The 21,457-nt window shown below is 53.6% G+C and carries 19 protein-coding genes; 13 read left to right on the forward strand and 6 right to left on the reverse strand.

What is annotated here, in order from left to right; genetic code table 11:
* Positions 1-104: 104 nt before the first annotated feature.
* Positions 105-2,660, forward strand: coding sequence for an EAL domain-containing protein (locus AMM48_RS05910; protein WP_102783499.1), 2,556 nt, complete (start codon positions 105-107; stop codon positions 2,658-2,660).
* A 64-nt stretch (positions 2,661-2,724) separates the two neighbouring features.
* Here the strand turns inward: AMM48_RS05910 and AMM48_RS05915 are convergent, their stop codons facing one another.
* On the reverse strand, positions 2,725-4,065 hold the full coding sequence (locus AMM48_RS05915; RefSeq protein WP_102783311.1) for a sodium-dependent transporter: 1,341 nt from the start codon (positions 4,063-4,065) through the stop codon (positions 2,725-2,727).
* A 278-nt stretch (positions 4,066-4,343) separates the two neighbouring features.
* On the opposite strand from AMM48_RS05915, the gene AMM48_RS05920 reads away from it, so the two are divergent.
* The 10 genes from AMM48_RS05920 (at position 4,344) to AMM48_RS05965 (ending at position 12,297) form a co-directional block, all read left to right on the forward strand.
* Positions 4,344-5,087 carry a DUF1223 domain-containing protein gene (locus AMM48_RS05920; RefSeq protein ID WP_102783312.1) on the forward strand — a complete coding sequence of 248 codons (744 nt, stop codon included), beginning with the start codon at positions 4,344-4,346 and terminating at the stop codon, positions 5,085-5,087.
* Between the two features lie 263 nt (positions 5,088-5,350).
* The gene (ccmA, locus tag AMM48_RS05925; protein WP_102783313.1) at positions 5,351-6,055 is read left to right on the forward strand and encodes a heme ABC exporter ATP-binding protein CcmA; all 705 of its coding nucleotides are present in this window, start codon (positions 5,351-5,353) and stop codon (positions 6,053-6,055) included.
* Positions 6,052-6,717, forward strand: coding sequence for a heme exporter protein CcmB (gene ccmB / locus AMM48_RS05930; protein WP_102783314.1), 666 nt, complete (start codon positions 6,052-6,054; stop codon positions 6,715-6,717). The genes ccmA and ccmB overlap by 4 nt, the downstream gene beginning before the upstream one ends.
* Before the next feature lie 54 nt (positions 6,718-6,771).
* Positions 6,772-7,548: a heme ABC transporter permease gene (locus tag AMM48_RS05935; protein ID WP_102783315.1), complete on the forward strand. Its 777-nt coding sequence runs from the start codon at positions 6,772-6,774 to the stop codon at positions 7,546-7,548.
* Positions 7,545-7,742, forward strand: coding sequence for a heme exporter protein CcmD (gene ccmD / locus AMM48_RS05940; RefSeq protein WP_102783316.1), 198 nt, complete (start codon positions 7,545-7,547; stop codon positions 7,740-7,742). The genes AMM48_RS05935 and ccmD overlap by 4 nt, the downstream gene beginning before the upstream one ends.
* Before the next feature lie 13 nt (positions 7,743-7,755).
* Entirely contained in the window at positions 7,756-8,244 is a 489-nt protein-coding gene (gene ccmE, locus AMM48_RS05945) for a cytochrome c maturation protein CcmE (protein WP_102783317.1), read from the forward strand.
* Positions 8,245-8,551: 307 nt separating this feature from the next.
* On the forward strand, positions 8,552-10,498 hold the full coding sequence (locus AMM48_RS05950; protein ID WP_244271128.1) for a cytochrome c-type biogenesis CcmF C-terminal domain-containing protein: 1,947 nt from the start codon (positions 8,552-8,554) through the stop codon (positions 10,496-10,498).
* Entirely contained in the window at positions 10,495-11,031 is a 537-nt protein-coding gene (locus AMM48_RS05955) for a DsbE family thiol:disulfide interchange protein (protein WP_102783319.1), read from the forward strand. The genes AMM48_RS05950 and AMM48_RS05955 overlap by 4 nt, the downstream gene beginning before the upstream one ends.
* Complete coding sequence (locus tag AMM48_RS05960) at positions 11,028-11,528, forward strand: cytochrome c-type biogenesis protein (RefSeq protein WP_102783320.1); 501 nt, start codon at positions 11,028-11,030, stop codon at positions 11,526-11,528. The genes AMM48_RS05955 and AMM48_RS05960 overlap by 4 nt, the downstream gene beginning before the upstream one ends.
* Positions 11,529-11,577: 49 nt before the next feature.
* On the forward strand, positions 11,578-12,297 hold the full coding sequence (locus AMM48_RS05965; protein WP_102783321.1) for a cytochrome C biogenesis protein CcmI: 720 nt from the start codon (positions 11,578-11,580) through the stop codon (positions 12,295-12,297).
* Positions 12,298-12,358: 61 nt separating this feature from the next.
* Here AMM48_RS05965 and AMM48_RS05970 read toward each other — a convergent pair whose 3' ends face one another.
* From AMM48_RS05970 to AMM48_RS05980, 3 genes are all read right to left on the reverse strand, one after another.
* Positions 12,359-12,634, reverse strand: a complete 276-nt coding sequence (locus AMM48_RS05970) for a hypothetical protein (protein WP_102783322.1) — start codon at positions 12,632-12,634, stop codon at positions 12,359-12,361.
* 18 nt (positions 12,635-12,652) lie between these two features.
* Positions 12,653-14,509, reverse strand: coding sequence for a lytic transglycosylase domain-containing protein (locus AMM48_RS05975; protein ID WP_102783500.1), 1,857 nt, complete (start codon positions 14,507-14,509; stop codon positions 12,653-12,655).
* Positions 14,510-14,742: 233 nt separating this feature from the next.
* The gene (locus AMM48_RS05980) at positions 14,743-15,654 is read right to left on the reverse strand and encodes a uracil-DNA glycosylase (protein ID WP_102783323.1); all 912 of its coding nucleotides are present in this window, start codon (positions 15,652-15,654) and stop codon (positions 14,743-14,745) included.
* A gap of 245 nt (positions 15,655-15,899) precedes the next feature.
* Here AMM48_RS05980 and AMM48_RS05985 point away from each other — a divergent pair, with 245 nt between their 5' ends.
* The gene (locus tag AMM48_RS05985; protein WP_102783324.1) at positions 15,900-17,537 is read left to right on the forward strand and encodes an electron transfer flavoprotein-ubiquinone oxidoreductase; all 1,638 of its coding nucleotides are present in this window, start codon (positions 15,900-15,902) and stop codon (positions 17,535-17,537) included.
* An 86-nt stretch (positions 17,538-17,623) separates the two neighbouring features.
* On the opposite strand, the gene AMM48_RS05990 is transcribed toward AMM48_RS05985, so the two are convergent.
* Both AMM48_RS05990 and AMM48_RS05995 read right to left on the reverse strand, forming a co-directional pair.
* Positions 17,624-19,162, reverse strand: a complete 1,539-nt coding sequence (locus AMM48_RS05990; protein WP_102783325.1) for an aldehyde dehydrogenase family protein — start codon at positions 19,160-19,162, stop codon at positions 17,624-17,626.
* A 2-nt stretch (positions 19,163-19,164) separates the two neighbouring features.
* Positions 19,165-20,094 carry an NAD(P)-dependent oxidoreductase gene (locus AMM48_RS05995; RefSeq protein WP_102783326.1) on the reverse strand — a complete coding sequence of 310 codons (930 nt, stop codon included), beginning with the start codon at positions 20,092-20,094 and terminating at the stop codon, positions 19,165-19,167.
* 226 nt (positions 20,095-20,320) lie between these two features.
* Between AMM48_RS05995 and AMM48_RS06000 the strand changes: the two genes are divergently transcribed.
* Positions 20,321-21,250, forward strand: a complete 930-nt coding sequence (locus tag AMM48_RS06000; RefSeq protein ID WP_102783501.1) for a LysR family transcriptional regulator — start codon at positions 20,321-20,323, stop codon at positions 21,248-21,250.
* Positions 21,251-21,457 lie beyond the last annotated feature (207 nt).

Raw genomic sequence — 21,457 nt, forward strand, 5'->3', positions numbered from 1 at the left:
TCCAGAACAATTCTCAGAAGCACCTACTCTGATAGATAGTGACAATGGTTGAGTTAGCCACCACACCACAACCAAAGGTTCACAACGCACATTTGCAGGTTCAAATGACACGCCCCCACCTTGATGACAGTCAAAGTGATCCTTTGACCGTTGGAACGCTGTCGCCCGGAAAGGTCCTAAGCTGCGCCCCTGACCTGCCTCTGGGTCGGGCCGTTGCACTTATGAAAGACAACAACTGCAGTTCGATTGTGGTTGTAAGGTCGAACAAGCCCGTCGGGATCATCACCGAAAAAGACATCCTGTCGCTTCCCGCTGACAGCCACTCAGCCCTTATCGCCCCAATTGAACACCGCATGTCGCGCCCGGCCCACACCATTTCCGTTCACGCCAGCCAGAAAACTGCAATTGTTCGGATGCGTGATCTTAATGTCCGTCACCTCATCACGGTCGATGAACAGGGTCATTTGGCTGGTATCATCAGCCAAACCGACCTTATCCGTCAGGTTGCGGTCAGTAAGGCTCTTAGTGCCAACGATGTCGAAACGGCTATTCGAAGTTCAACGCTTTTTGTTGATGCGCAGATCCCCGTCCAAGACTTGCGGCTAAAGATGCATCTAGAAAAATGCGACAATGCAATCGTCACGGGCTTCAACCCGGATCTTCCGTCCGCGCAGCAAACCGGCATCATCACAGAACGCGATATCTTGCGTCATTTGGTTGAGGGGCGTGACGCACAAACAGCTGGTGACATTGCAACGCGTCCCGTCAAAATGGTCACGCACGACGTTAACCTCAACGATGCACGTAACATCATGCTGCGTGACAAAATCCGCCATCTTGTCGTGCGCAATCGTCATAAGGAAGTGATCGGCGTTTTATCTTTTGCCGACTTGCTACAATTCATTGAACAGGACTATTTTTCACATCTGCGCGCACTCACCGAAGACAGAAACAGTGACGGCGCCAAAGCCAGACGTTCACTCTTGCTGGCGCGCAAACTTATCGAAACATCACCAGACTGTGTGATGGTGTGCAATGCACTTGGCGCTATAGAGGCCATCAACCCGGCCTTTACCCGCGTCACCGGTTATCAGGCCGAAGAAGTTATCGGCCAAAATCCGCGTTTTTTGCAATCGGGGCGTCAAAACAAGGCCTTCTACAAAAAGCTTTGGACTGATGTTCTGCGCACGGGAAAATGGGAAGGCGAAATTTGGAACCGCCGAAAGTCGGGCGAAGTCTATCCCGAATGGTTATCGATCATGGCCATTCGCGATGCAGATGGCACCACAAGTCACTATGCATCAATCTTCACCGACATCAGTGGCCGGGAAAAAAATCGCGAAGATATCCTGCGTCTGGCACACACCGACGAACTAACCGGAATGCCAAACCGTCGGCGGTTTTCAGAACTCCTATCACATCATATCGGCCGTTCACGCCATCACGGCATGCGCCTGACCGTGATCATGCTTGATATCGACAACTTCCAACGGGTCAACAGTGCGCTTGGCCATACGGACGGCGACGATGTCCTGATTGAAGTTGCACGCCGTATCGGTCGCGAACTTGGTCCGGACGCTGTTGTCGCGCGGGTCGGCGCAGATGAATACGCCGCCATCTTACCTGATATCGATACAGCCAACGAAGCACGCATGCTGTCGGAACGTCTGCTTGGTCGGTTGGGCGAACCGCACCTGACTCGAAAGGGAACTGATCTGTATCTTTCAGCAAGCATCGGCATTGCCTGCTTCCCCGAAGACGCCAACGACACCAGTACTTTGCTGCGTAATGCAGAACTGGCAATGATGCAGGCTAAGGAACAGGGACGCAACCGTGTCAGCCGATACAGCCGTGGCCTGCACGCCAAAAAAGGCGAAGCCCTTGCCTTGGAAACGGCCTTGCGCCACGCACTCGACAATCAGGAATTTTATCTGGCCTATCAGCCACAATTTGATGCCTGCTCCCAAGAACTTTGTGGCGTTGAAGCCCTGCTAAGATGGACGACGCCAGACGGCACAATCATTCCGCCCTCCACCTTCATTCCAATCGCCGAAGAGATCGGTGTCATCGGTGAATTGGGACGCTGGGTCATGCGAACAGCCTGCCGCCAACTGGTCAACTGGCGCAAACAAGGACTGCTGAACCTGCGGCTTGCCGTCAATGTATCGGTGCAGCAATTCTATGGCACAGTTGATTTTGCCGAACAGCTACGCGCCATCTTGCTTGATAAGGGGCTTGCGGCAAACCGTCTTGAAATAGAGATCACCGAAAGCCTGTTCATGCGCAACATCGACGATATGCGCGCCAAACTGCAACGCGTTCACGACCTTGGCGTCAAGATTTCGCTCGATGATTTCGGCACTGGATTTTCAAGTCTGAGCTATCTGCGAAGCCTGCCTTTTGACAGCATCAAACTTGATCGCAGCTTTGTCCTTGATATCGATGATGGCAAAGACGGTCAGGCACTGGCACTCACCATCATCAATATGGCCAAGAACCTTGACAAGACCTGCGTTGCCGAAGGAGTGGAAAACCATCACCAGTTGTCATTCCTGCGCAATGCAGGCTGCGACTTGATCCAGGGGTACCTTCTGGGCAAACCAATGTCGGCGGAAGACATCAGTGCATTGGCCAAAAATCAGCACTCCTTGGCACCGTAAATCGAAAAGGGCGGGATTACCCCGCCCTTTTCAGAAAGATCACCGATATCCAGGTTTCTTTGGCTTAGAAAACACCAAGTCCCTTGAGCAGGATGAAGGCAATTGCAATCGGTGCGATGAATTTGACAATCACACCCCATGCGCCGACCCATATTGGAATGATGCCATTATGCGCCGCAATTTCTTCCTGCGCCTTGCCCCAGACAACCCAGCCAACAAACAGCGAAATAAACAGGCCGCCAATTGGCAGAAGCAGGCTGGAACTGATGAAGTCCATCAGATCGAAGAAGTTCTTGCCCGCAATGATTTTCACATCTCCCATAACCCCCATCGACAGCGACGAAGGAATGCCCAGCAGGAAAATCACAAACCCGATGATGACGGCTGCTGACTTACGGCTGACCCCACGGTCATCGACGAAATAAGCAACGACCACTTCAAGGATCGAAACCGCTGATGTCAGTGCCGCGATTGCCAAAAGAAGGAAGAACAGGAAGGCAAAGAACGCGCCAAAAGGCATCTGCGCAAACACAGCCGGTAGCGTGATGAAGGTAAGCCCCGGACCGGCACTCGGATCAAAGCCAAAGGCAAAAACAGCGGGCAGAATCAAAAGACCCGCCATCACCGCAACCGCAGAATCAAGCAGTGTTACCCACCCTGCCGATCCCGGCAGATTTTCCTTCTTTGACAGGTACGACCCATACGTGATCATCGCCCCCATACCAAGCGAGAGTGAGAAGAAGGCCTGCGACAATGCGTCGGAAACCGTCGACCATGTGACTTTTGAGAAGTCCGGCGACAGCAAAAACGCAACACCTTCCATGCCACCCGGCAACGTCACCGAACGCACGATCAATACAATCAGCAACGCAAACAATGCCGGCATCAAGATTTTTGACGCACGTTCAATACCGCTGCCAACACCGGCCAAAACAACAAAGACGGTCAAGGCCATAAAGACCGCATGGAAAATCAGCGGTGAAGTCGTATCGGCAATAAAGGTACCAAAAATGTCGCCAAGTGCCGCCGGGTCTTCGACCGCCAGTGCGCCGGTCACAGATTTGATCATGTAAGAAATCGTCCAGCCAGCGACAACGCTGTAGAACGACAGAATGATAAAGGCCGCAGCCACACCAAACACACCAATGATCGGCCACAGCCCACCCTTGAGTTTGGCAAATGCGCCAATTGCATTCTTTTCTGACATACGGCCAATAACAAATTCAGCCAGCATGACCGAAAGGCCAACCGTAAAGACCAGCCCAAGATAGATCACCAAAAAGGCGCCACCACCATTGGCACCTGCCATATACGGGAACTTCCAGATGTTCCCAAGACCGACAGCTGACCCCGCAGCCGCCAGAATAAATCCAAGGCGAGAGCCCCAGTGTTCACGTTTAATCATGTACCTGCAAACCTTGTTTCGGACCGATCTTGCCGGAATGATGCTCCCGCCGACAGACCGGTTCCTGATTTTTTAACGTAAAGGCGATTTCCCCGCCTCACGACGTAACCATGCATCCGCAATGGTCCCGATTGGTCCGCAGCTGATAGCATCAATCTTTGGAAATCTCCTTTCGAAATTCCACCCAAAAGCGCAAAAATCTGTCTCAAATCCCTTCAAACAGCTTTCAAGGTCTTGTGATTAGGGGTTGATGCCGCTTTTGGGGCATCATCAGGCTCATGAAACACACTCGCCCCCTCATATTTGCGCTTACACTTGCCATTGTCGGGTTTTCCACCCCCCTGATGGCCAGCGAAAGCATTACCCCGCGCGCCGTTGTCGAGCTTTACACCTCGGAAGGGTGCAGCTCCTGCCCGCCTGCCGACCGTGTTCTTTATGAGTTAAATCAGGAACGTAGCGATCTTCTGGTGCTGTCGTACCATGTCGATTACTGGAACTATCTTGGCTGGACCGACCCATTTTCCGACAGCATGTTTAGCGAACGTCAACGTGAATATGCCCAGCATATGCGCGAAAGATACGTCTATACGCCGCAAGCTATCATTAATGGGGAACATGTCGTTCGCGCCACCCAAAAGCAGCGAATCGGTGACACCAGCAACAGCGCAGAACCACTGCACGATATTGCTACCTTAATGGTCGAAAATCACGACCAACAGCGCCCCGCGACCGGGACCATAACCCTGCAAACCTTGAGCACGTCTGAGCGCACATCAAGCCTCAAGCTGTGGTTGGTCGGGTTTGACCGTGAACATGCCCGTGATGTTCGATCTGGCGAAAATGCCGGCAAACGTTTGGTACACGCCAATGTCGTACGTGAAATGATCGATCTGGGAACCTGGAACGGTTCTGCGGATGAACGCACCTTTGCCATGAAAACGGCTGGTGACGGCGGCGTTGCCCTTCTGGTGCAACAAGGGCGGGGCGGCCCCATCATTGCGGCCTCGATGGTGCGGTTCTGACATCGCGCAATCTGGCGATCACTCCCAGCGCACCCTAAACACCCGTAAATTACCCAATCCCACGATTGGAATGTGCTTACCCGTCTGTGATACACCGCTTGATGTCCTGCTCAAGAGTCTCAATCCCCTCAAACACAACTGTCTCTTTGATTGATTTGAAACAATGTCATTGCCGTCAATGTCGGTTAAAGCATGAACATTACGCCCTAACACGTTATAGAATGACGTGATGCGATGCGACTTCCGACAATAGAACGGGTTATATGGCAGTTTTTAGCGGTTCTGATCTGACCTGCCTTCGTGGTGAGCGACTGGTTTTTGGCAAGCTTTCCTTTGCGGCCAATCCCGGTGACGCGATCATGCTGCGCGGACGCAATGGTGCTGGAAAATCAAGCCTGTTGCGCCTGATGGCGGGGCTTCTTATCCCACGCTCAGGCCAGATCACCTGGAATGATGAACCCATCCATAGTGACCGTATCGCCCACCATGCCCGATTGCAGTATCTCGGCCATCAGGACGCGATTAAGCCCGTACTGTCCGTTCGCGACAATTTGCACCTTTGGGGGCAATTACGCGGTGTGGATGATATTGACCGCGAGATCGACACCGCCTTACATGCGCTTGATATTCATCATCTTTCACGTACGGCGGGCCGCTATCTTTCCAGTGGTCAGAAACGCCGCACAGCTCTTGCCCGTATTCTGATCGGCCACGCTGATTTATGGCTTCTTGATGAGCCAACCGTTGGCCTTGACCGCGAAAGCAGCAATGAACTTGCCCATCTGATCGCCGACTTCCGTGCCAAGGGTGGCATTGTGATTTATTCCACCCACATTGATCTGGCGGTCAAAGAACCAGTCCTACTTGATCTTGATGAATTTGCCATCCCGATGATTGAGTGGCTCAAAGATCACGATGCCCCGGCTGACGATGGTATGCGATCTGATCCCAAAGGGGCTGCGCAATGAACGGATTTACTGCAATATTGCGGCGTGATTTGCAGCTTGCCATGCGTCAGGGTGCGGATTCCGTTATGGTGGTTGCGTTTTTCATCGTCACCACAACATTGTTTCCATTCGGTGTCGGCCCGGAAGCCAACATTCTTGCGCGCATTGCTTCGGGTGTTATTTGGGTTTCGGCCCTGTTGGCTGCAATGTTATCGCTCGAACGGGTTTTTCAAACCGATTATGAGGATGGCACATTAGAACTGCTGACATTGTCGCCGGTCTCGCTGGAGGTTGTTGTCTTGGGCAAGGTTGTTGCCCATTGGCTGACCACCGGGCTGCCGTTGATTGTCGCAGCCCCCTTGATGGCGGTGATGTTGAACATGGACCCGGACGGCTTTGTCGTCCTGATGATCGCAATGTTGCTGGGCACACCGGCCCTTAGTTTAATCGGCGCGATTGGCGCAGCCCTGATATTGGGCGCACGACGCGGCGGGGTCTTGGTATCCTTGCTGGTTTTACCGCTTTATATTCCTATCCTGATTTTTGGGGCCGGTGCGGTTGAGGCTGCTTTGCTTGGCATGTCGGCCACCGCACAGTTACAAATAATGGGCGCAATATTGTTGCTTGCACTTGCGGCAACACCATTTGCCACCGCACATGCCCTGCGTCAGGCTATGGAATAACCGCAACACCAAACAAACGACTTCTGCGGCACCCCGCACATCGGACAAGAGAAAATGCATCGCTTCGCCAAACCAAGTGTGTTCTTAAAACTAACAGCGCCAATCCTGCCGTGGTTGGCGGGTGCGACGGCAATTTTGATTGCCGCTGGGCTTTATTTTGCCCTGCTTGCATCACCCATTGATTATCAGCAGGGCGATACTGTCCGGATCATGTATCTGCATGTACCGTCGGCATGGATGGGGCTTTTTTGCTATGTCGGGATGGCCATTTGTGGCGCGATGAGCCTGATCTGGAAACATCCACTTGCCGATATTTGTGCGCGTGCCACCGCACCAATTGGCGCCACCTTTACCGCCTTATGCCTGATCACCGGGTCGTTATGGGGGGAACCGATGTGGGGCACATGGTGGGTTTGGGACGCACGTCTGACATCCATGCTGATCTTGTTGTTCCTGTATCTTGGCTATATCGCCCTTGTGAATGCGTTTGATGATCCTGATCGTGGCTCAAAGGCCGGATCGGCACTGGCATTGGTTGGGGCGGTCAATGTGCCAATTGTCAAATTCTCGGTCGATTGGTGGAACACCTTGCATCAACCAGCATCGATTGTACGCATGGATGGGCCAGCCGTTGATCCAAGCATGCAATTGCCACTGGCTTTGATGATCCTTGGGTTTACCGGATATTATTTCGTGGTTCTCATTTTACGTGTCCGGCTGGAGCTCAACGAGCGGCGCATTCGCGCCCTGCATCTGAGCGGCATGTTTGATGACAATGCCCAAGACGCAGAACCCTATGATCCGGGTCACAACGCGGAGGCAAGCCAATGAGTGAGTTCTTCTCGATGGGGGGATATGGCAGCTATATCTGGTCAAGTTATGGTGTCACTGCGATTGCGATGATTGTGCTCCTGCTTGCCACCTTGCGTGGGTTACGCAATAGCCGCCGTGAACTTGACCAACTTGAAACGGTGCTGCACACCAAACGCCAGCGTCGCAACAGAAAACGCCGCAAGGCAACCTGATCGGAGATCAAACGTGTCCCTTTCCCGCGCCAAGTCCCGCAAACGCCAGCGGATGTATATCATCGGTGCCGTGCTGCTTGCCGTTGCCGGGGCAGCGGCCCTTGCGCTGACGGCGTTTGAAGATTCTGTTGTGTTCTTCTTCAGCCCGTCCGAAATTGTCGAAAAATCACCAATTGATCCGGATCAGCGTTTGCGGATCGGTGGATTGGTCGAAGAAGGCACTGTCACCAAACTTCAGGATGGCAAAACCATTGCCTTTGTCGTCACCGATATGGCGCAATCGGTAACCGTTGCCTATAGCGGCATCCTGCCCGATCTTTTCCGCGAAGGTCAGGGCATTGTTGCCGAAGGACACATGAACGCCAACGGAACGTTTGTCGCGTCAGAGGTCCTTGCAAAGCATGATGAAAACTATATGCCGCCAGAGGTTGCAGAATCCCTTAAAAAAAGCGGATACTGGGAAGAGATCGAAGCAAAGAACGCAAAGAAAATGCGCAATTAAGCCACATTCTGCCATCATAAAATCCTGCTTCGTGCATAAGGAAAACATTGCATCCATCATCACACCCGCAAATCAATTCATTGCGGGCGGGCAGAACCACGGTGGTTGCAAATTAAATTCGGGGAAGCCTTAACCGCAGATGCTTGCAGAGTTCGGACATTTTGCCCTGCTTCTGATTCTGGTGGCCGGCTTCAGCCAGGCCCTGCTGTTTAGCCCCCTTAGGCTGCACGCAGGCAGAATTGTTGCATCCTTGTCATTCGGGACCAAAACCGTCACAGCCGTTTCAGGAAATTCTGGGAACGAAGCATTGTCTGACGTCCACGAACCCGATACCACACCTCATTCGTCGGCACTCCCAACCCCGTTTCCCAACAACCTGATTGCCCTGCCGCTGGTTATTCTGGCCTTGGGTATCCTGTCGCAGGCGGCACTGATCCATGCGTTTGTTGTCAGTGACTTCAGCCTGCCGATTGTTGCCGATGTCAGCCATTCTTCCACCCCCTTACTGTTTCGAGTTGGTGCGGCCTTCACCCCCGATGGCGGGGCAATGTTGCTTTGGGTCTTAGCAACGACACTGGCAAATATTGTCTTTGCCCTGCAGGTTTTTCGCCGGGCATCACACACGCCGACCACTGCCAGCAGCGATACTCTTTTTATCTCCAACGCGCTTTCAATCCTTGGGCTTGTCATAGCGCTCCTCGCCCTTGTGACCTTGATTGATGCTGATCCGTTTTTGCGGGTCGCTGTCGCACCGTTGGATGGCCGTGGTATGAGCCCGCAAAGTCAGGATGTTTTACGCATCTTGCGTGAACCGGTTCTTTATCTTGGTCTGGCCGGATTAACCGTCATTTTCACGGTGAGTATTGCCGGGCTTCTAACCCATAAAATTGATCGCAGCTTTGCCGAAACACTGCGCCCGTGGGTAATTGGCACATGGTTGTTTCTTGGCCTGGCAATCGCGATCAACGCCTACCGATCCTATAGCCAGCAGGCATGGGGGAATTGGTGGTATTGGGATACAGCTGAAAACAGTCTTCTGATCCCCTGGCTTCTGACCACCGCACTTGTCCATTGCCGGGCTGTGCTTGAAAAGACCGACACCTTAAAAAGCTGGACAGCCTTCCTTGGCGTGTCTGCGTTCGCTGTTGGATGGTTCGGGGTTTACCTGACCCGCTCGGACCTTTTGGGTCCGTTGACCGAAACACTGTCGCAGTCAGCAGATAGTACCGCTTTGCTGGTTGGTTTCTGTCTATTGTTCAGTGCAGCCTATTTTCTGTTCTGGCGGCAAGCAGATCGCATGGCAGAACAAAAGGCTTTTGGCTTTGTTTCGCGCGAAAGTGGCATGTTCCTGAACAGCGTCACACTGTCGCTGATTGCTGCCGTCATTCTGATTGGCACGATCTATCCGCTCGTCCTGCGCTGGGTTGACGGCGAGAAAATTACCGTTGGTGCGCCCTTCTACGTCGAAGCTCTTTTACCGGTTGTCTTACCGCTTATGTTCATCATGGGGTTTGCCCCCGTTTTGCGCTGGCGGCAGGATGAATTGTGGTTGATCGGACGGCGGATGAAGCTGGCCGTCATGCTTTCGCTCATCATTGTGCTGTTTGTGTCGATCCGCTTTATCGATCTTTCACCTTTGCCGTTAATTGGCATTGGCCTTGCTGGCTGGATACTGGCTGCGGCCTTAAGTGACCTTTGGGCGCGCCTGTGGCATCAACCCGATCACGGCGAAAGCAAATACCGCAATCTGCAGCTTCTTGGTCCGCGTTATATCAGCATGACACTGGCCCATATCGGACTTGCCATTCTGATTGCCGGCGGGTCGGCCAGTGCAGTCTGGGAAGAACAGGTTGTGTTGTCAGCCCGTGCGGGGCAAAGCATTGAGGTTGGCCCCTATAACCTGCAATACGAAGGCGTTGCCCTGCTTGCAGGTGAAAACTATGCCACGCGTCAGGCAACCTTTATCCTCTATCGTCATTCACTGCCGGTGGCCGAACTGTTTCCTGAAATCCGCTACTACCCGATCCGGGGAACGGAAACCCGCGAAGCCGACATTTTTCATGGACGTGACGGCGACGTCCATGTTTCGGTTGGCGACCGTTCCGAAGACGGCGGGCGCATTGTAACGGTACGCTTTTTGCCCATGATGCCGTGGGTTTGGACTGGCATGATTTTGATGTTGATTGGTGGCAGTATCAGCATCCTGACGCGCATGTTCCTGCGCATTCGGAAGAACGGAGTTCCCGCTTCATGAGATTCTCGCTTGCTGTGATCCCGCTGGTTTTGTTTGCGGCATTGGCCGGAATATTCCTGATCAATATCGACAAGGATTCTTCGGTTGTTCCGTCTGTCCTGATTGACAAACCAGCCCCTGATTTCTCGCTGCCGCCGTTACCGGGTGCCGATAAGGGCCTGTCGCGCGCCGATCTTACCAAAGGCAAAGTTTCCGTGCTGAACGTCTTTGCCAGCTGGTGCATCCCGTGTCGAGCGGAACATCCAATGATCCAACGACTATCAAGCGAAGCAGACGTTCCGGTCTTTGGACTGAACTATAAGGAAAAAGACCCGCAGGACGGGGTTAAGTGGCTTGAAGAACTTGGCAATCCCTATCAGGCTGTCGGCATGGACTTATCGGGTCGCACCGGCATTGATTTTGGGGTTTACGGGGTTCCTGAAACCTTCATCATCGATGGGCAGGGACAAATCAAATACAAGCACATTGGCCCGGTCACCGCAGAAGTCCTTGAAAACGTTCTGCTGCCGAAAATCGCGGAGTTAAAAGGATGAACAGACCTTTCCTGATATTACTCGGCGTCATCGGGCTTGTCGTTCCCTTGCTGCTCAGCAGCCCGGCTCATGCCGTCAATCCCGATGAAATGTTGTCTAACACTGTGCTCGAAGAACGGGCGCGCGACATCAGTCAGGAACTGCGGTGCCTTGTCTGTCAGAACCAGTCAATTGACGATTCTGACGCCGAACTGGCGCGCGATCTACGTGTTCTTGTCCGCGAACGATTGGTTGCCGGTGATACAGATCAGCAAGTCATCGATTACATCGTTGCAAGGTACGGCGACTATGTCTTGCTGAACCCGCCGCTTAAACCCGAAACATATGTTTTGTGGGCAAGTCCGATTGTGCTGGCAATCCTTGCATTGATTGCGGTTGCCGCCTTCTATCGCCGTAAACAGCGCGAAGCCGGTGCCAAACCGGATAAATTGTCCAAGGACGAACAAACGCGCCTGAATGAAATCCTCGAAACAGCACAAAAAGACGGCTCGAAATGATGCGACCTTTCTGTCTGGTACATCCTAAAATGTCCATCGGAGGCCGTCTGTGATCTGGCTTGGCTTACTTGTTCTGGCATGCATGGTCAGCTTTGCGATCTATGTCAGCGTGCCCAAAACAGATGACCACCCCAAACGGTCGCTTGGACGCGTGGGCGTCGCGGTTGTGCCGGTGATTGGTGCCATGGGCCTATACGTATTTTTGGGCAACCCGACCCTCCCCGCACAGCCATATGCAGATCGCGACGGCGAACGCAATCTGGCGGCGGCGGCCGCCGCGGCCGGTAATGTGACCGATCCGAACTACAAAACCGATCAGCAAATTCGAAAATTGCTCAACCAGATCGTCCTGTCGTTAGAAGTTAATCCACGTAACTTGCAAGGCTGGATCGTTCTGGCACGTGGATCGCTGCGTCTGGGGAATGTCGAACGCGCAGTTGCGGCCTTTGCCCGGGCATATGCCCTTTCGGGGCATAATCCACTTCTGGCGATTGAATATGCCGATACCCGGATTACCGCGCAAAACGGCGAAATCGATAGCACATCACGCGATCTGGTGCTGCATGCCCTTGGGCAGATGCCAAACCATCTTCTGGCGCGCTACTACTATGGCATGATGCTTAAACAGGATGACAAATCCGAACAGGCGCTGCGCGTCCTGAGCGATCTTCATCGTGACATCCCCAAGGATGATCCGCTGGGCAATGCCACTGAGAGCGAGATCAAGGCGCTTCAGAAAAAAGTCGATCAAAAGGTTGAGGCTGAATAGCTTCATTCGGCAGGGTGCTGATGCAGCACGCACGCCCCAACGACATTAGATCAAGCGCTTCTTAACACCCAATCAGATACAAAACACCTATCAACACGCCGACTATCAATCCCAATGTGCCAATAAGCGCCAACAGACGCATGACGGGATGAAGTTGCGACAGCTCACTTTGAGGTGTCATGCGCGTGCCATATTCCTGATCAGAAGACCGTTGCTCATCAAACCGGCGAAGGGCTTCTTCACCGCTCATCGGCGGCATGGGAATCCGATCAAGCACGGTTCCCCGATCCGTTCTATGCGAACCATCCGAACCGGGCTTGTTGGTGTTTTCAGCCATGATTTAAATTGATGCCGGTTAACGCTCTGCGGTGAGGCCACGCTGGGGGGCACTGTCCTGGGGCTGATAGGTCGGCCAGCTTCCTGCCGCCAACAGATCAAGTGACGGTGCTTCCTGACCGAACCGCGAACGATACATCCAGAAATTGGCCATAACCCGCTCAACAAACAGACGGGTTTCGCGCGACGGGATGCTTTCGATGAAGTAAAGCGGATCGACGTTATCCTTAAGCGCCTTCTGCCAGCGACCAAGATTGCCGATGCCACCGTTATACGCCGCCATCAACTGCAAAACGCCATTATCAACGCCGTTCTGTTCAAGCAGATGATCAACATATTTCTGCCCAAGCGACAGGTTGATTTCCGGCTGATACAGCTCCGCACGTTTGGCACCACGATAACGGGTGTTGCCGATATAGCTTGCCGTTGCGGGCATCAACTGCATCAATCCGCGTGCACCGGCATGACTGCGCGCATCGGTATTGAAACCCGATTCCTGACGCATGAACGCATAAATCAGTGCCCGGTCAACTTCATAGCCGCCTTCCGGCGCCCATGGCGGGACCGGATACAACGCGTTTACGATCACTTCGCCGGTTTTCTGCGCGATATAGCTGCCCAACCGCATGGTCAGGGATGCGAAATTCGCCGTATCAGTCAAAGACAAAACCGCACGACGCAGCGCATCATCATCCGAGGCCGCGGCTTTGCGCAATTCGCGTTCGGCTTCATCGCGCTGGTCAATCTGCAACAACGCAAGTGCACGACGCCCGTGCGGATCAAGCTTCAGCTTGTTCGCACGGTTTTCATCAAGCTCAAGACTATCCCAGTCAAACACATCGTCGCGTCCAAGGGCACGCATCGCCAACAGGCCATAGAACGAGCGCGGATATTCCGCCGCCCGGTTTAGCATCGTGTCAGCTTCTTCAAAGCGCCCTGCGGCCAAATCAATACGTGCGGCCCAGAATGCACCGGCAGTCCGGGTCCAGCTTGATGCGTATTCATTGGAGCTCAGAGCCACAAAGTGCTGATGGGATGTATCCATCTTGCCCAGACGCCATGCGGTCAGGCCAGCAGTCCAATGCGCCTGCGGCAGGTATTTTCCAGACCGTTTTGCGGCTTCACCGGCAAATTTCAAGGCAAGGTCTGGCTTTCCGAAATAATAGTATCCCGACGCAATCGCCGTACGTGCCTGATCCTGTTCATAGGCATCAAACAGGCGCTTTGCTTCCTGGCTTTCAAGAACCTGCAACGCCCCGGTCGGCCAGCCACTGCCGATGCGATGACGGATACGACGCTTAAGCGTCGAAAGACGCGAACGCTGCTTGGACGACAGGCTTTTGGTGGATTTGTGATAATACGGGCGGATGTCTTCGTAATCGTATCCGGCTCCCGAAACATAGCCGCCAACCGGCTTTTTCGGATAGGTTGCCGAACCACGGCGGGTCAGGGCCAGTTTATAAATGCGTGGTGCCTGCGGAAGATCGGCATATTTCGCCAACCAGTCCTTAAGTTCCTTGTAACGCGAACGGTAGGCCGTCGGATGCAGATATCGCTGCGCCATCACATGCCCCATCAGGACATCATCATTCAGGCGCGAAATCAGGCGGTCCGCATCTTTCCAGCGGCCCTGCTCCTGCACGGCAAAAATCTGTTCGTAAAGTTCTGCGTCACGCTCGGAAAGTGGTTCTGGGAGTGAAACCGAAAGCGCATCACCAAGATCGGGATTGCCCAAAGCCGCCTGTTCCTGCGTCTCGGCGACAGCAGGTGACGGTACAACCATGGCAAATGACATGGCACCGAAAACAGCGATGATAAGACCCCGTCCCAGTGCACGTTGCGCACCAAGCAGGTTCGTTCTTATTGCTTCGATCAAAATCAGTATCTTCCCCAACGCGGCTTTATAGTAAAGCCGCGTATTTATCCCGAAGCAGTTTGATGTCGCAACCCGTTGCTTGCGGTGTTCCCCCCGCGTGATGGGGCCTGTTATAGCAGGAAACACCAAAACAGCGAAATGATTTATCCAGAATCAATCACTTGGCGAGGAACCGCAAGGACACACCGTTAGCCTGCATATCTCCTATGCAAGGGCGCCAAAACGCGAAATCATCAAAGCTTTTGCGCCGTCGCGCGCAAATCGCGCCACGCCAAACGTTTTTGCTCTGGCGTGCGCAACAGATAAGCGGGATGGAACATTGCCGTCAAATCGGCCTTGCCCCCATCCGCAAAGATCAATTCTTTCCACGTTCCGCGCAAACGGGTAATGCCGCGATCTTCTTCCATCAGGGCCTTGGCCGAACTTCCACCAAGACAGATCACGACTTTGGGCGCGATCAGCTCAATATGGCGCCGAACAAACGGCTCGCACACGGCCGTTTCGGCTGTGGTGGGCTGGCGATTTCCCGGTGGCCGCCACGGCAGGATATTGGTGATGTAAACCTCTTCGCGCGACAGTCCGATGGACCGCAGCATCGCATCAAGAAGCTTGCCACTTGGCCCAACAAACGGAAGTCCCTGACGATCCTCTTCGGCACCGGGAGCTTCACCGACCAAAACAAGCTTGGCTTCGGGGTTTCCCGTGCCAAATACCGTGTTGCTGGCTGATTTCTTGAGCGCGCAGCCTTCAAACTTCTCGATCGCATCCTTAAGCTCATCAAGCGTCTTGGCCGCCGCGGCCGCATCACGGGCGGACTGGCGTGCTTCATGGGGCGTATCGGATAAAAGGAACCCGCCATCAACCGGGGTGGATTGCGCACCAGCACCGCCTGCCCCAACACCACCCGACGGAACGTTTGCCGGTCGCGCTGCTGCGGGCGATGAACCACGCGCAGGTCGACTGGCCGCCGCCGCAGGGGCAAAGCCCGGACGGTTTGCAGCATTACGGCTCAGGCTTTCCGACGCCTTGAAACGATCAAGCGGCTCGTCAGCAATCGCCTCGTCGACACCCATTTCATACTGCCAAATCAGCGCCTGAAATGGATCGAGATTATTTACATCAAAATCTGTAATTGGTTTGCTCATCTACACAAAGACGGTGTATGTTGCGGCGCACCTGTATATGGCGCACTGATATTTGGACGAACTTTAACGATTTTGATCCACTTGTACCATATACAAACGCGCCTCAAATCGGTATAGCTTTACCGATTAAAAGGCTAAATGTGAGAAATCAGGGCTTGGGCGAGACCCTGATCGGTGAATACCGGCTTGCAACCAAACGGACGGAAACAGTCTGATATGGTTGGCAACCAAAGGAGAGAGGCCAAATGGAACGCGAATCCATGGAATTTGACGTGGTTGTCGTCGGCGCTGGTGTATCCGGTCTGTCGGCTGCCATCAAGCTGATGCAACTCGCCCAGGAACAGGAAAAAGAAATCACCGTTTGTGTGGTGGAAAAAGGTTCCGAAGTTGGCGCACACACCCTTTCGGGTGCTGTGATGGAGCCCCGCTCCATGAATGAACTGTTCCCGGACTGGAAAGAACGCGGCGCGCCGCTGAACGTTCCGGCGGGCAAAGACCAGTTCATGATGTTGAGCGAGACGGGCGCACAAAAGATGCCGACCCCGCCCCAGATGCACAACAAGGGCAACTATATTGTCAGCCTTGGCAACGTCTGTCGCTGGATGGGCGAACAGGCCGAAGCCCTTGGCGTTGAAGTTTATCCCGGTTTTGCTGCTGCCGAAGTTCTGTTTAACGAAGACGGCTCGGTCAAGGGTATTGCGACTGGCGACATGGGCCTTCAACGCGATGGCACACCGGGCCCGAACCACGAACCGGGCATGGAATTGCATGCCAAATACACCTTCTTTGCCGAAGGGTGCCGCGGGTCATTGTCCGAACAGTTGATCAAGAAGTTTGATCTGCGCAAAAATTCCGATCCGCAAACCTATGGCATCGGCATCAAGGAACTTTGGGAAGTTGATCCGGAAGTCCACAAGGAAGGCCTGATCCAGCATACGATCGGCTGGCCACTTGATAAGGACACCTATGGCGGGTCATTCCTCTATCATCTTGATAACAATCAGGTGGTTGTCGGCTTCGTCATCGGTCTGGATTATGAAAATCCGCACTTAAGCCCGTTTGACGAATTTCAGCGGTTCAAAACCCACCCGACGGTCCGCAAGATTTTCGAAAACGGTCGCCGTATTTCCTATGGCGCACGTGCGCTCAACGAAGGCGGCTTCCAGTCGATCCCGGATCTGGTTTTCCCGGGAGGATGCCTGATCGGGTGCTCGGCAGGCTTCATGAATGTGCCCAAGATCAAAGGGTCCCATACCGCAATGAAGACCGGCATGCTTGCCGCCGAAGCCGCATTTGAAGCATTGACCGCTGACGAAGTTCCGGCATCAATGGAAAGCTATCCGGCACGTTTAAAAGACAGCTGGGTGTATCCCGAACTGCACAAAGTGCGCAACATCCGCCCAAGCTTTGCCAAATGGGGCTTCTGGGGTGGCATGGCCTACAGTGCGGTTGATACATATCTGTTTGGCGGCAAGGCACCGTGGACCTTTAAAAACCATGCGGATCATTCCTGCCTGAAGCCTGCCAGTGAAATGCCAAAGATCGACTATCCGAAACCCGATGGCAAAATCACCTTTGACAAACTGTCGTCTGTCTTCCTGTCAAACACCAACCACAGCGAAGATCAACCGATCCACCTGACATTGAAAGATGCCAGTGTTCCGGTCAGCACCAACCTTGCGGTATATGACGGGCCCGAGGCCCGTTTCTGCCCGGCGGGTGTCTATGAGTTTGTCGAAGACGAAGAAAACGGTGGCAGCCGCCTCCAGATCAATGCGCAAAACTGTGTGCATTGTAAAACCTGCGACATCAAGGACCCCACCCAGAACATCGTCTGGGTCGTGCCAGAAGGTGGCGGCGGTCCGAACTACCCGAATATGTAAATAGAAGTTCCTCGGGATTTCCTCACACAAATAAGGGCCGCAGATTGTGGCCCTTATTATTTTGTCTGTCGATCAGAAAAGCTGTCCTATTCCGGGGCGTAGCCAAATCCGGCAGGCGGGTTTGCAGCAGTTTCGGCCCAGATGCTTTTGGGCTGCACATATTCCATCAACCCTTCCTTGCCGCTGGACCGGCCATAACCGCTGTGACCAAACCCACCAAAGGGCGACATGACATTGATCGTCTTGTAACTGTTGATCCAAAATGTTCCGGCACGGACATTCGCAGCAACCCGGTGCGCACGATCAACCCTATTGGTCCAAACCGCACCGGCCAGTCCGAATTTACTGTCATTGGCGATTGCAACTGCCTCTGCCTCGTCGTCAAACGGAATAACAGAAACAACCGGTCCAAAGATTTCCTCACGGGCGATCGACATATCGTTGTGCACATTGCCAAGAACGGTCGGGCGCAGGAAATACCCGTTGGCACAAACATCCCCTTCCGGACGTTCACCACCGGCCAGAATCTTGGCACCTTCTTTACAACCTGATGCGATCAACTCACGAATTGTCTGATATTGCGCCACATTGTTGATCGGCCCGATCTGGGTTGCCACATCCATCGGATCGCCTACCGGAATTCTGTTTGCACCATCCACCAGCGTTTCAAGGAACCGGTCGATCACAGAACGCTGAACCAACAGCCGTGATCCAGCAACACAGCTTTGCCCGGCCCCGCTAAAGATTGCCGCCTGTGCGCCCAGTACTGCGCGTTTCAAATCGGCATCTTCGAAGACAATATTGGCCGATTTACCGCCAAGCTCCAGAACACAGGGCACAATATTCGCGGCTGCCTGAGCCGCAATCCCAGCGCCTGTTTTGGGCGACCCAACAAAAACAACCTTGCGGGTAACATCATGGGTGGTCGCAGCAACACCTGTGGTCATGCCAAGCCCAGTCAAAATCGTGACCACCCCATCGGGAAGACCTGCTTTTTTGCTCAGAACACCAAGCGCAAGCGAGGTCAAAGGCGTCATTTCCGAGGATTTAAGAACAGCAGCATTCCCCGCACAAAGTGCAGGTGCAAGCTGCCACCCCGCGGTAAAGACAGGGGCGTTCCATGGCGTAATCTGGGTGATAACCCCGTATGGCTCAGGACGGGTGTAATTCAGATGACTGGTTGGTACCGGGATGACATCCCCATGAATCTTGTCAGCCCAACCAGCATAATATTCAAACATTTCGGCAACTTTAAGCACCTCAACCCGCGTGTCGCGGATTGGCTTTCCGGCCGATACAGTCTCAAGCAAGGCCAGTTGTTCAAGATGGTCACGCACCTCCTGCCCAATCCGCCACAGGATGCGACCCCGTTCTGCGGCGGTTAGCCCCCACCAGACACGTTGGCCAGCTGCAGCGGCTTTCATTGCGGCATCGACAACCTCTGGCCCCGCATCGTTGAGTTCAAAAAATGCCTTACCGGTTGCCGGATCGGTTAACGCGAACGCATCGCCACGCCCGGGCATCATTGCACCATTCACCCAACTGCCGATTTCACCCTCACCAAAGAATGGCAATAACGCCGCCTTGTAATCGCGATCCATCAGGGTTTCATTTGTTGCGCTCATTGTTATTCTCCTGCCTTGATCGGATGTATGGCTGCTACATCTTTTACGATCTCAATCTCGGTAATCCGGTTGAAATCAGCGTCATCGGCTAAGGCATCAGCACTTTTAGCCCAAAGCGCGCCAACTAACTCGGAAACAGGCATCGCGACAGATTTTTGCTCCGCCAGTGCCATGGCAAGGCGCATGTCCTTGCGCATCAGCCCCATGGTAAATCCACTGTCAAAGGCGCCGTTCATCACCCATTTGGGATAGTTGACCTCGCTAATGGCACTCCGACCGGAACCGGCATTCAGCGCACTGATCAGATGCTCGGCCTCAACACCCGCTGCAGTGCCAAGACGGATGGCCTCGCTCATGGTCAAAAGATGGGCCGCCACCAGCATATTATTGACGATCTTCACCGCGTGGCCTGCCCCTACCGGCCCAACATGGGTAATCTTACCGCCAAGCGCTGTCAGAATGGGCATAGCCCTTGCAAAGTCAGCATCCGATCCGCCAACCATCATGGTCAATTGGCCTGAATTTGCACCGGCAGGACCACCGCTGACCGGTGCATCAATCAGAATATGGCCAAGCGGACGAAGGATCTGATCAAGATTGCGCGTCACATCGGGTTCAGATGTCGTGGTATCAATCACCAGACGTGGCGTGCAGTCATATTCGACCACTCCCCCTTCTCCGGTCAGAACCGCGGTGACATGGGCGACCGTTGGCAGCGACAAAATGATGGTGTCACACGCTGTAAAAAGCTCTTTCTGGCTGGTAACAATTTCTGCACCAGCACGTGCGGCTTCGACCTGTCGCTCGTCAGACAGATCAAATCCAATCACGGCAAAACCTTCGCGCAACAAAGTACGCACCATGCCAAGCCCCATATTGCCCAAGCCAACCACACCAATAGCGCCGTTCACACCGGTATTCGAATTCGTCACGATAGATGCCTCTCTGTTCGTTCGGATGCACGCGTACGTTCGGGAGGAAACACTTATTTCATCCCGTTAGTCACGCTCAAAAATCCGATCACATTTTTTGACTTACCAACCAACTTTCCGGTGGAACTCCATCACATTCAAGATCAATTGCCGGAACATGTTGTTGCCGAAACAGCAACAGATATGCTCTGATAAAGTCATCACCTTCCAAATTGATGTTTCGCACATGAAGATTGACGACAAACCGCTCCGCTATTTCCTCGCTGTGTTCGAAGCAGGCTCAATCCGCACAGCGGCCGAAACGTTGCGCATCGCACCTTCGGCCATCAGCCGTCAGATTTCCGGTCTCGAAGCTCATCTTGATACGCTTTTGATGGAACGCACCAAACGCGGGATCATCTTTACCGATTCTGGACACATGGTCGCAGCCCATGCCCGCAGGCGTATCGAGCTTGACGAAAGTTTTGCCGTTGATTTGGCGACCGCACGCGGGGCCATTGCAGGAACCGTACGCATTGCCACTGGCGAAGGCTTTGTTGTTGATCTAGTCAACCATGTGGTACGCCCACTGCGCGATGAATTCCCTGATATCCGACTTGAAATTGATGTCGCGGGTACGGAAAAGATCACCCACGGCATTTTGCGCGATGACTATGATATGGGGCTTGTTTTCAACCCACCGCGCACAGCTGACTTGGAATTGCTCGCCGAAGACCACGCCCCCCTCTGTGCGCTGGTCCCGCCACAATTCCCATTAGCGAAGAAGAAAGCCTGCAGTTTCTCAGAGACACTGGGTTACCCGCTTGCCCTTTTGAACCCACATTTCGGAGTTGCCAAATTATTGGCCAACACAGATCAAGGTGATCGGGCAGCAAGAGATGCCTTTCTGACCGCCGATTCGATCAATGTCGCAATTCACTTTGTTCTTTCTGGTGGGGGAATCACCTATCTCCCGGCCTTTGCTGTGTCGCGACAATTACGCCGCGGCGAGATCGTTGCCATTCCCATGACAGACGATTTTCTTAACCGTGTTCCGTCACATCTTTTGGTCCGCAAAGGTCGGCCCAAAACCGCAGCAGTTCGGGCCGTTACTGGGGTGATCCGCGACCGGATGGAAGCATTTGGCGCCGCTTGGTATCCCGACGAACATAATTGAGGCCCCGACACCTGTTGCCGAAACGGCAACAGCAAGATCCCAAAATGGCACTTGCCCCTTTTTCCGCAACTTTTCATTGTCGGATAAAATTCCGGCTTCGAAAAATGGCAAAACTGTGAAATTTGCTGCCGCCGGGAATTTTCAGGGATTACATGGCGCGTTTAGCTCAGACCTCTTGCGAATGCGCCCTACATCGTCGGTGCCACT

It is taken from the genome of Thalassospira sp. GB04J01, from assembly GCF_000751115.1.
Classification (GTDB): Bacteria; Pseudomonadota; Alphaproteobacteria; order Rhodospirillales; family Thalassospiraceae; genus Thalassospira; species Thalassospira lucentensis.

Bases quoted from the DNA above. Each gene is read 5' to 3' on its own strand.
- AMM48_RS05910 (WP_102783499.1), top strand. From the start codon at position 105: ATGACACGCCCCCACCTTGATGACAGTCAAAGTGATCCTTTGACCGTT.
- AMM48_RS05915 (WP_102783311.1), bottom strand. From the start codon at position 4,065: ATGATTAAACGTGAACACTGGGGCTCTCGCCTTGGATTTATTCTGGCG.
- AMM48_RS05920 (WP_102783312.1), top strand. From the start codon at position 4,344: ATGAAACACACTCGCCCCCTCATATTTGCGCTTACACTTGCCATTGTC.
- ccmA (WP_102783313.1), top strand. From the start codon at position 5,351: ATGGCAGTTTTTAGCGGTTCTGATCTGACCTGCCTTCGTGGTGAGCGA.
- ccmB (WP_102783314.1), top strand. From the start codon at position 6,052: ATGAACGGATTTACTGCAATATTGCGGCGTGATTTGCAGCTTGCCATG.
- AMM48_RS05935 (WP_102783315.1), top strand. From the start codon at position 6,772: ATGCATCGCTTCGCCAAACCAAGTGTGTTCTTAAAACTAACAGCGCCA.
- ccmD (WP_102783316.1), top strand. From the start codon at position 7,545: ATGAGTGAGTTCTTCTCGATGGGGGGATATGGCAGCTATATCTGGTCA.
- AMM48_RS05955 (WP_102783319.1), top strand. From the start codon at position 10,495: ATGAGATTCTCGCTTGCTGTGATCCCGCTGGTTTTGTTTGCGGCATTG.
- AMM48_RS05960 (WP_102783320.1), top strand. From the start codon at position 11,028: ATGAACAGACCTTTCCTGATATTACTCGGCGTCATCGGGCTTGTCGTT.
- AMM48_RS05970 (WP_102783322.1), bottom strand. From the start codon at position 12,634: ATGGCTGAAAACACCAACAAGCCCGGTTCGGATGGTTCGCATAGAACG.
- AMM48_RS05980 (WP_102783323.1), bottom strand. From the start codon at position 15,654: ATGAGCAAACCAATTACAGATTTTGATGTAAATAATCTCGATCCATTT.
- AMM48_RS05985 (WP_102783324.1), top strand. From the start codon at position 15,900: ATGGAACGCGAATCCATGGAATTTGACGTGGTTGTCGTCGGCGCTGGT.
- AMM48_RS05990 (WP_102783325.1), bottom strand. From the start codon at position 19,162: ATGAGCGCAACAAATGAAACCCTGATGGATCGCGATTACAAGGCGGCG.
- AMM48_RS06000 (WP_102783501.1), top strand. From the start codon at position 20,321: ATGAAGATTGACGACAAACCGCTCCGCTATTTCCTCGCTGTGTTCGAA.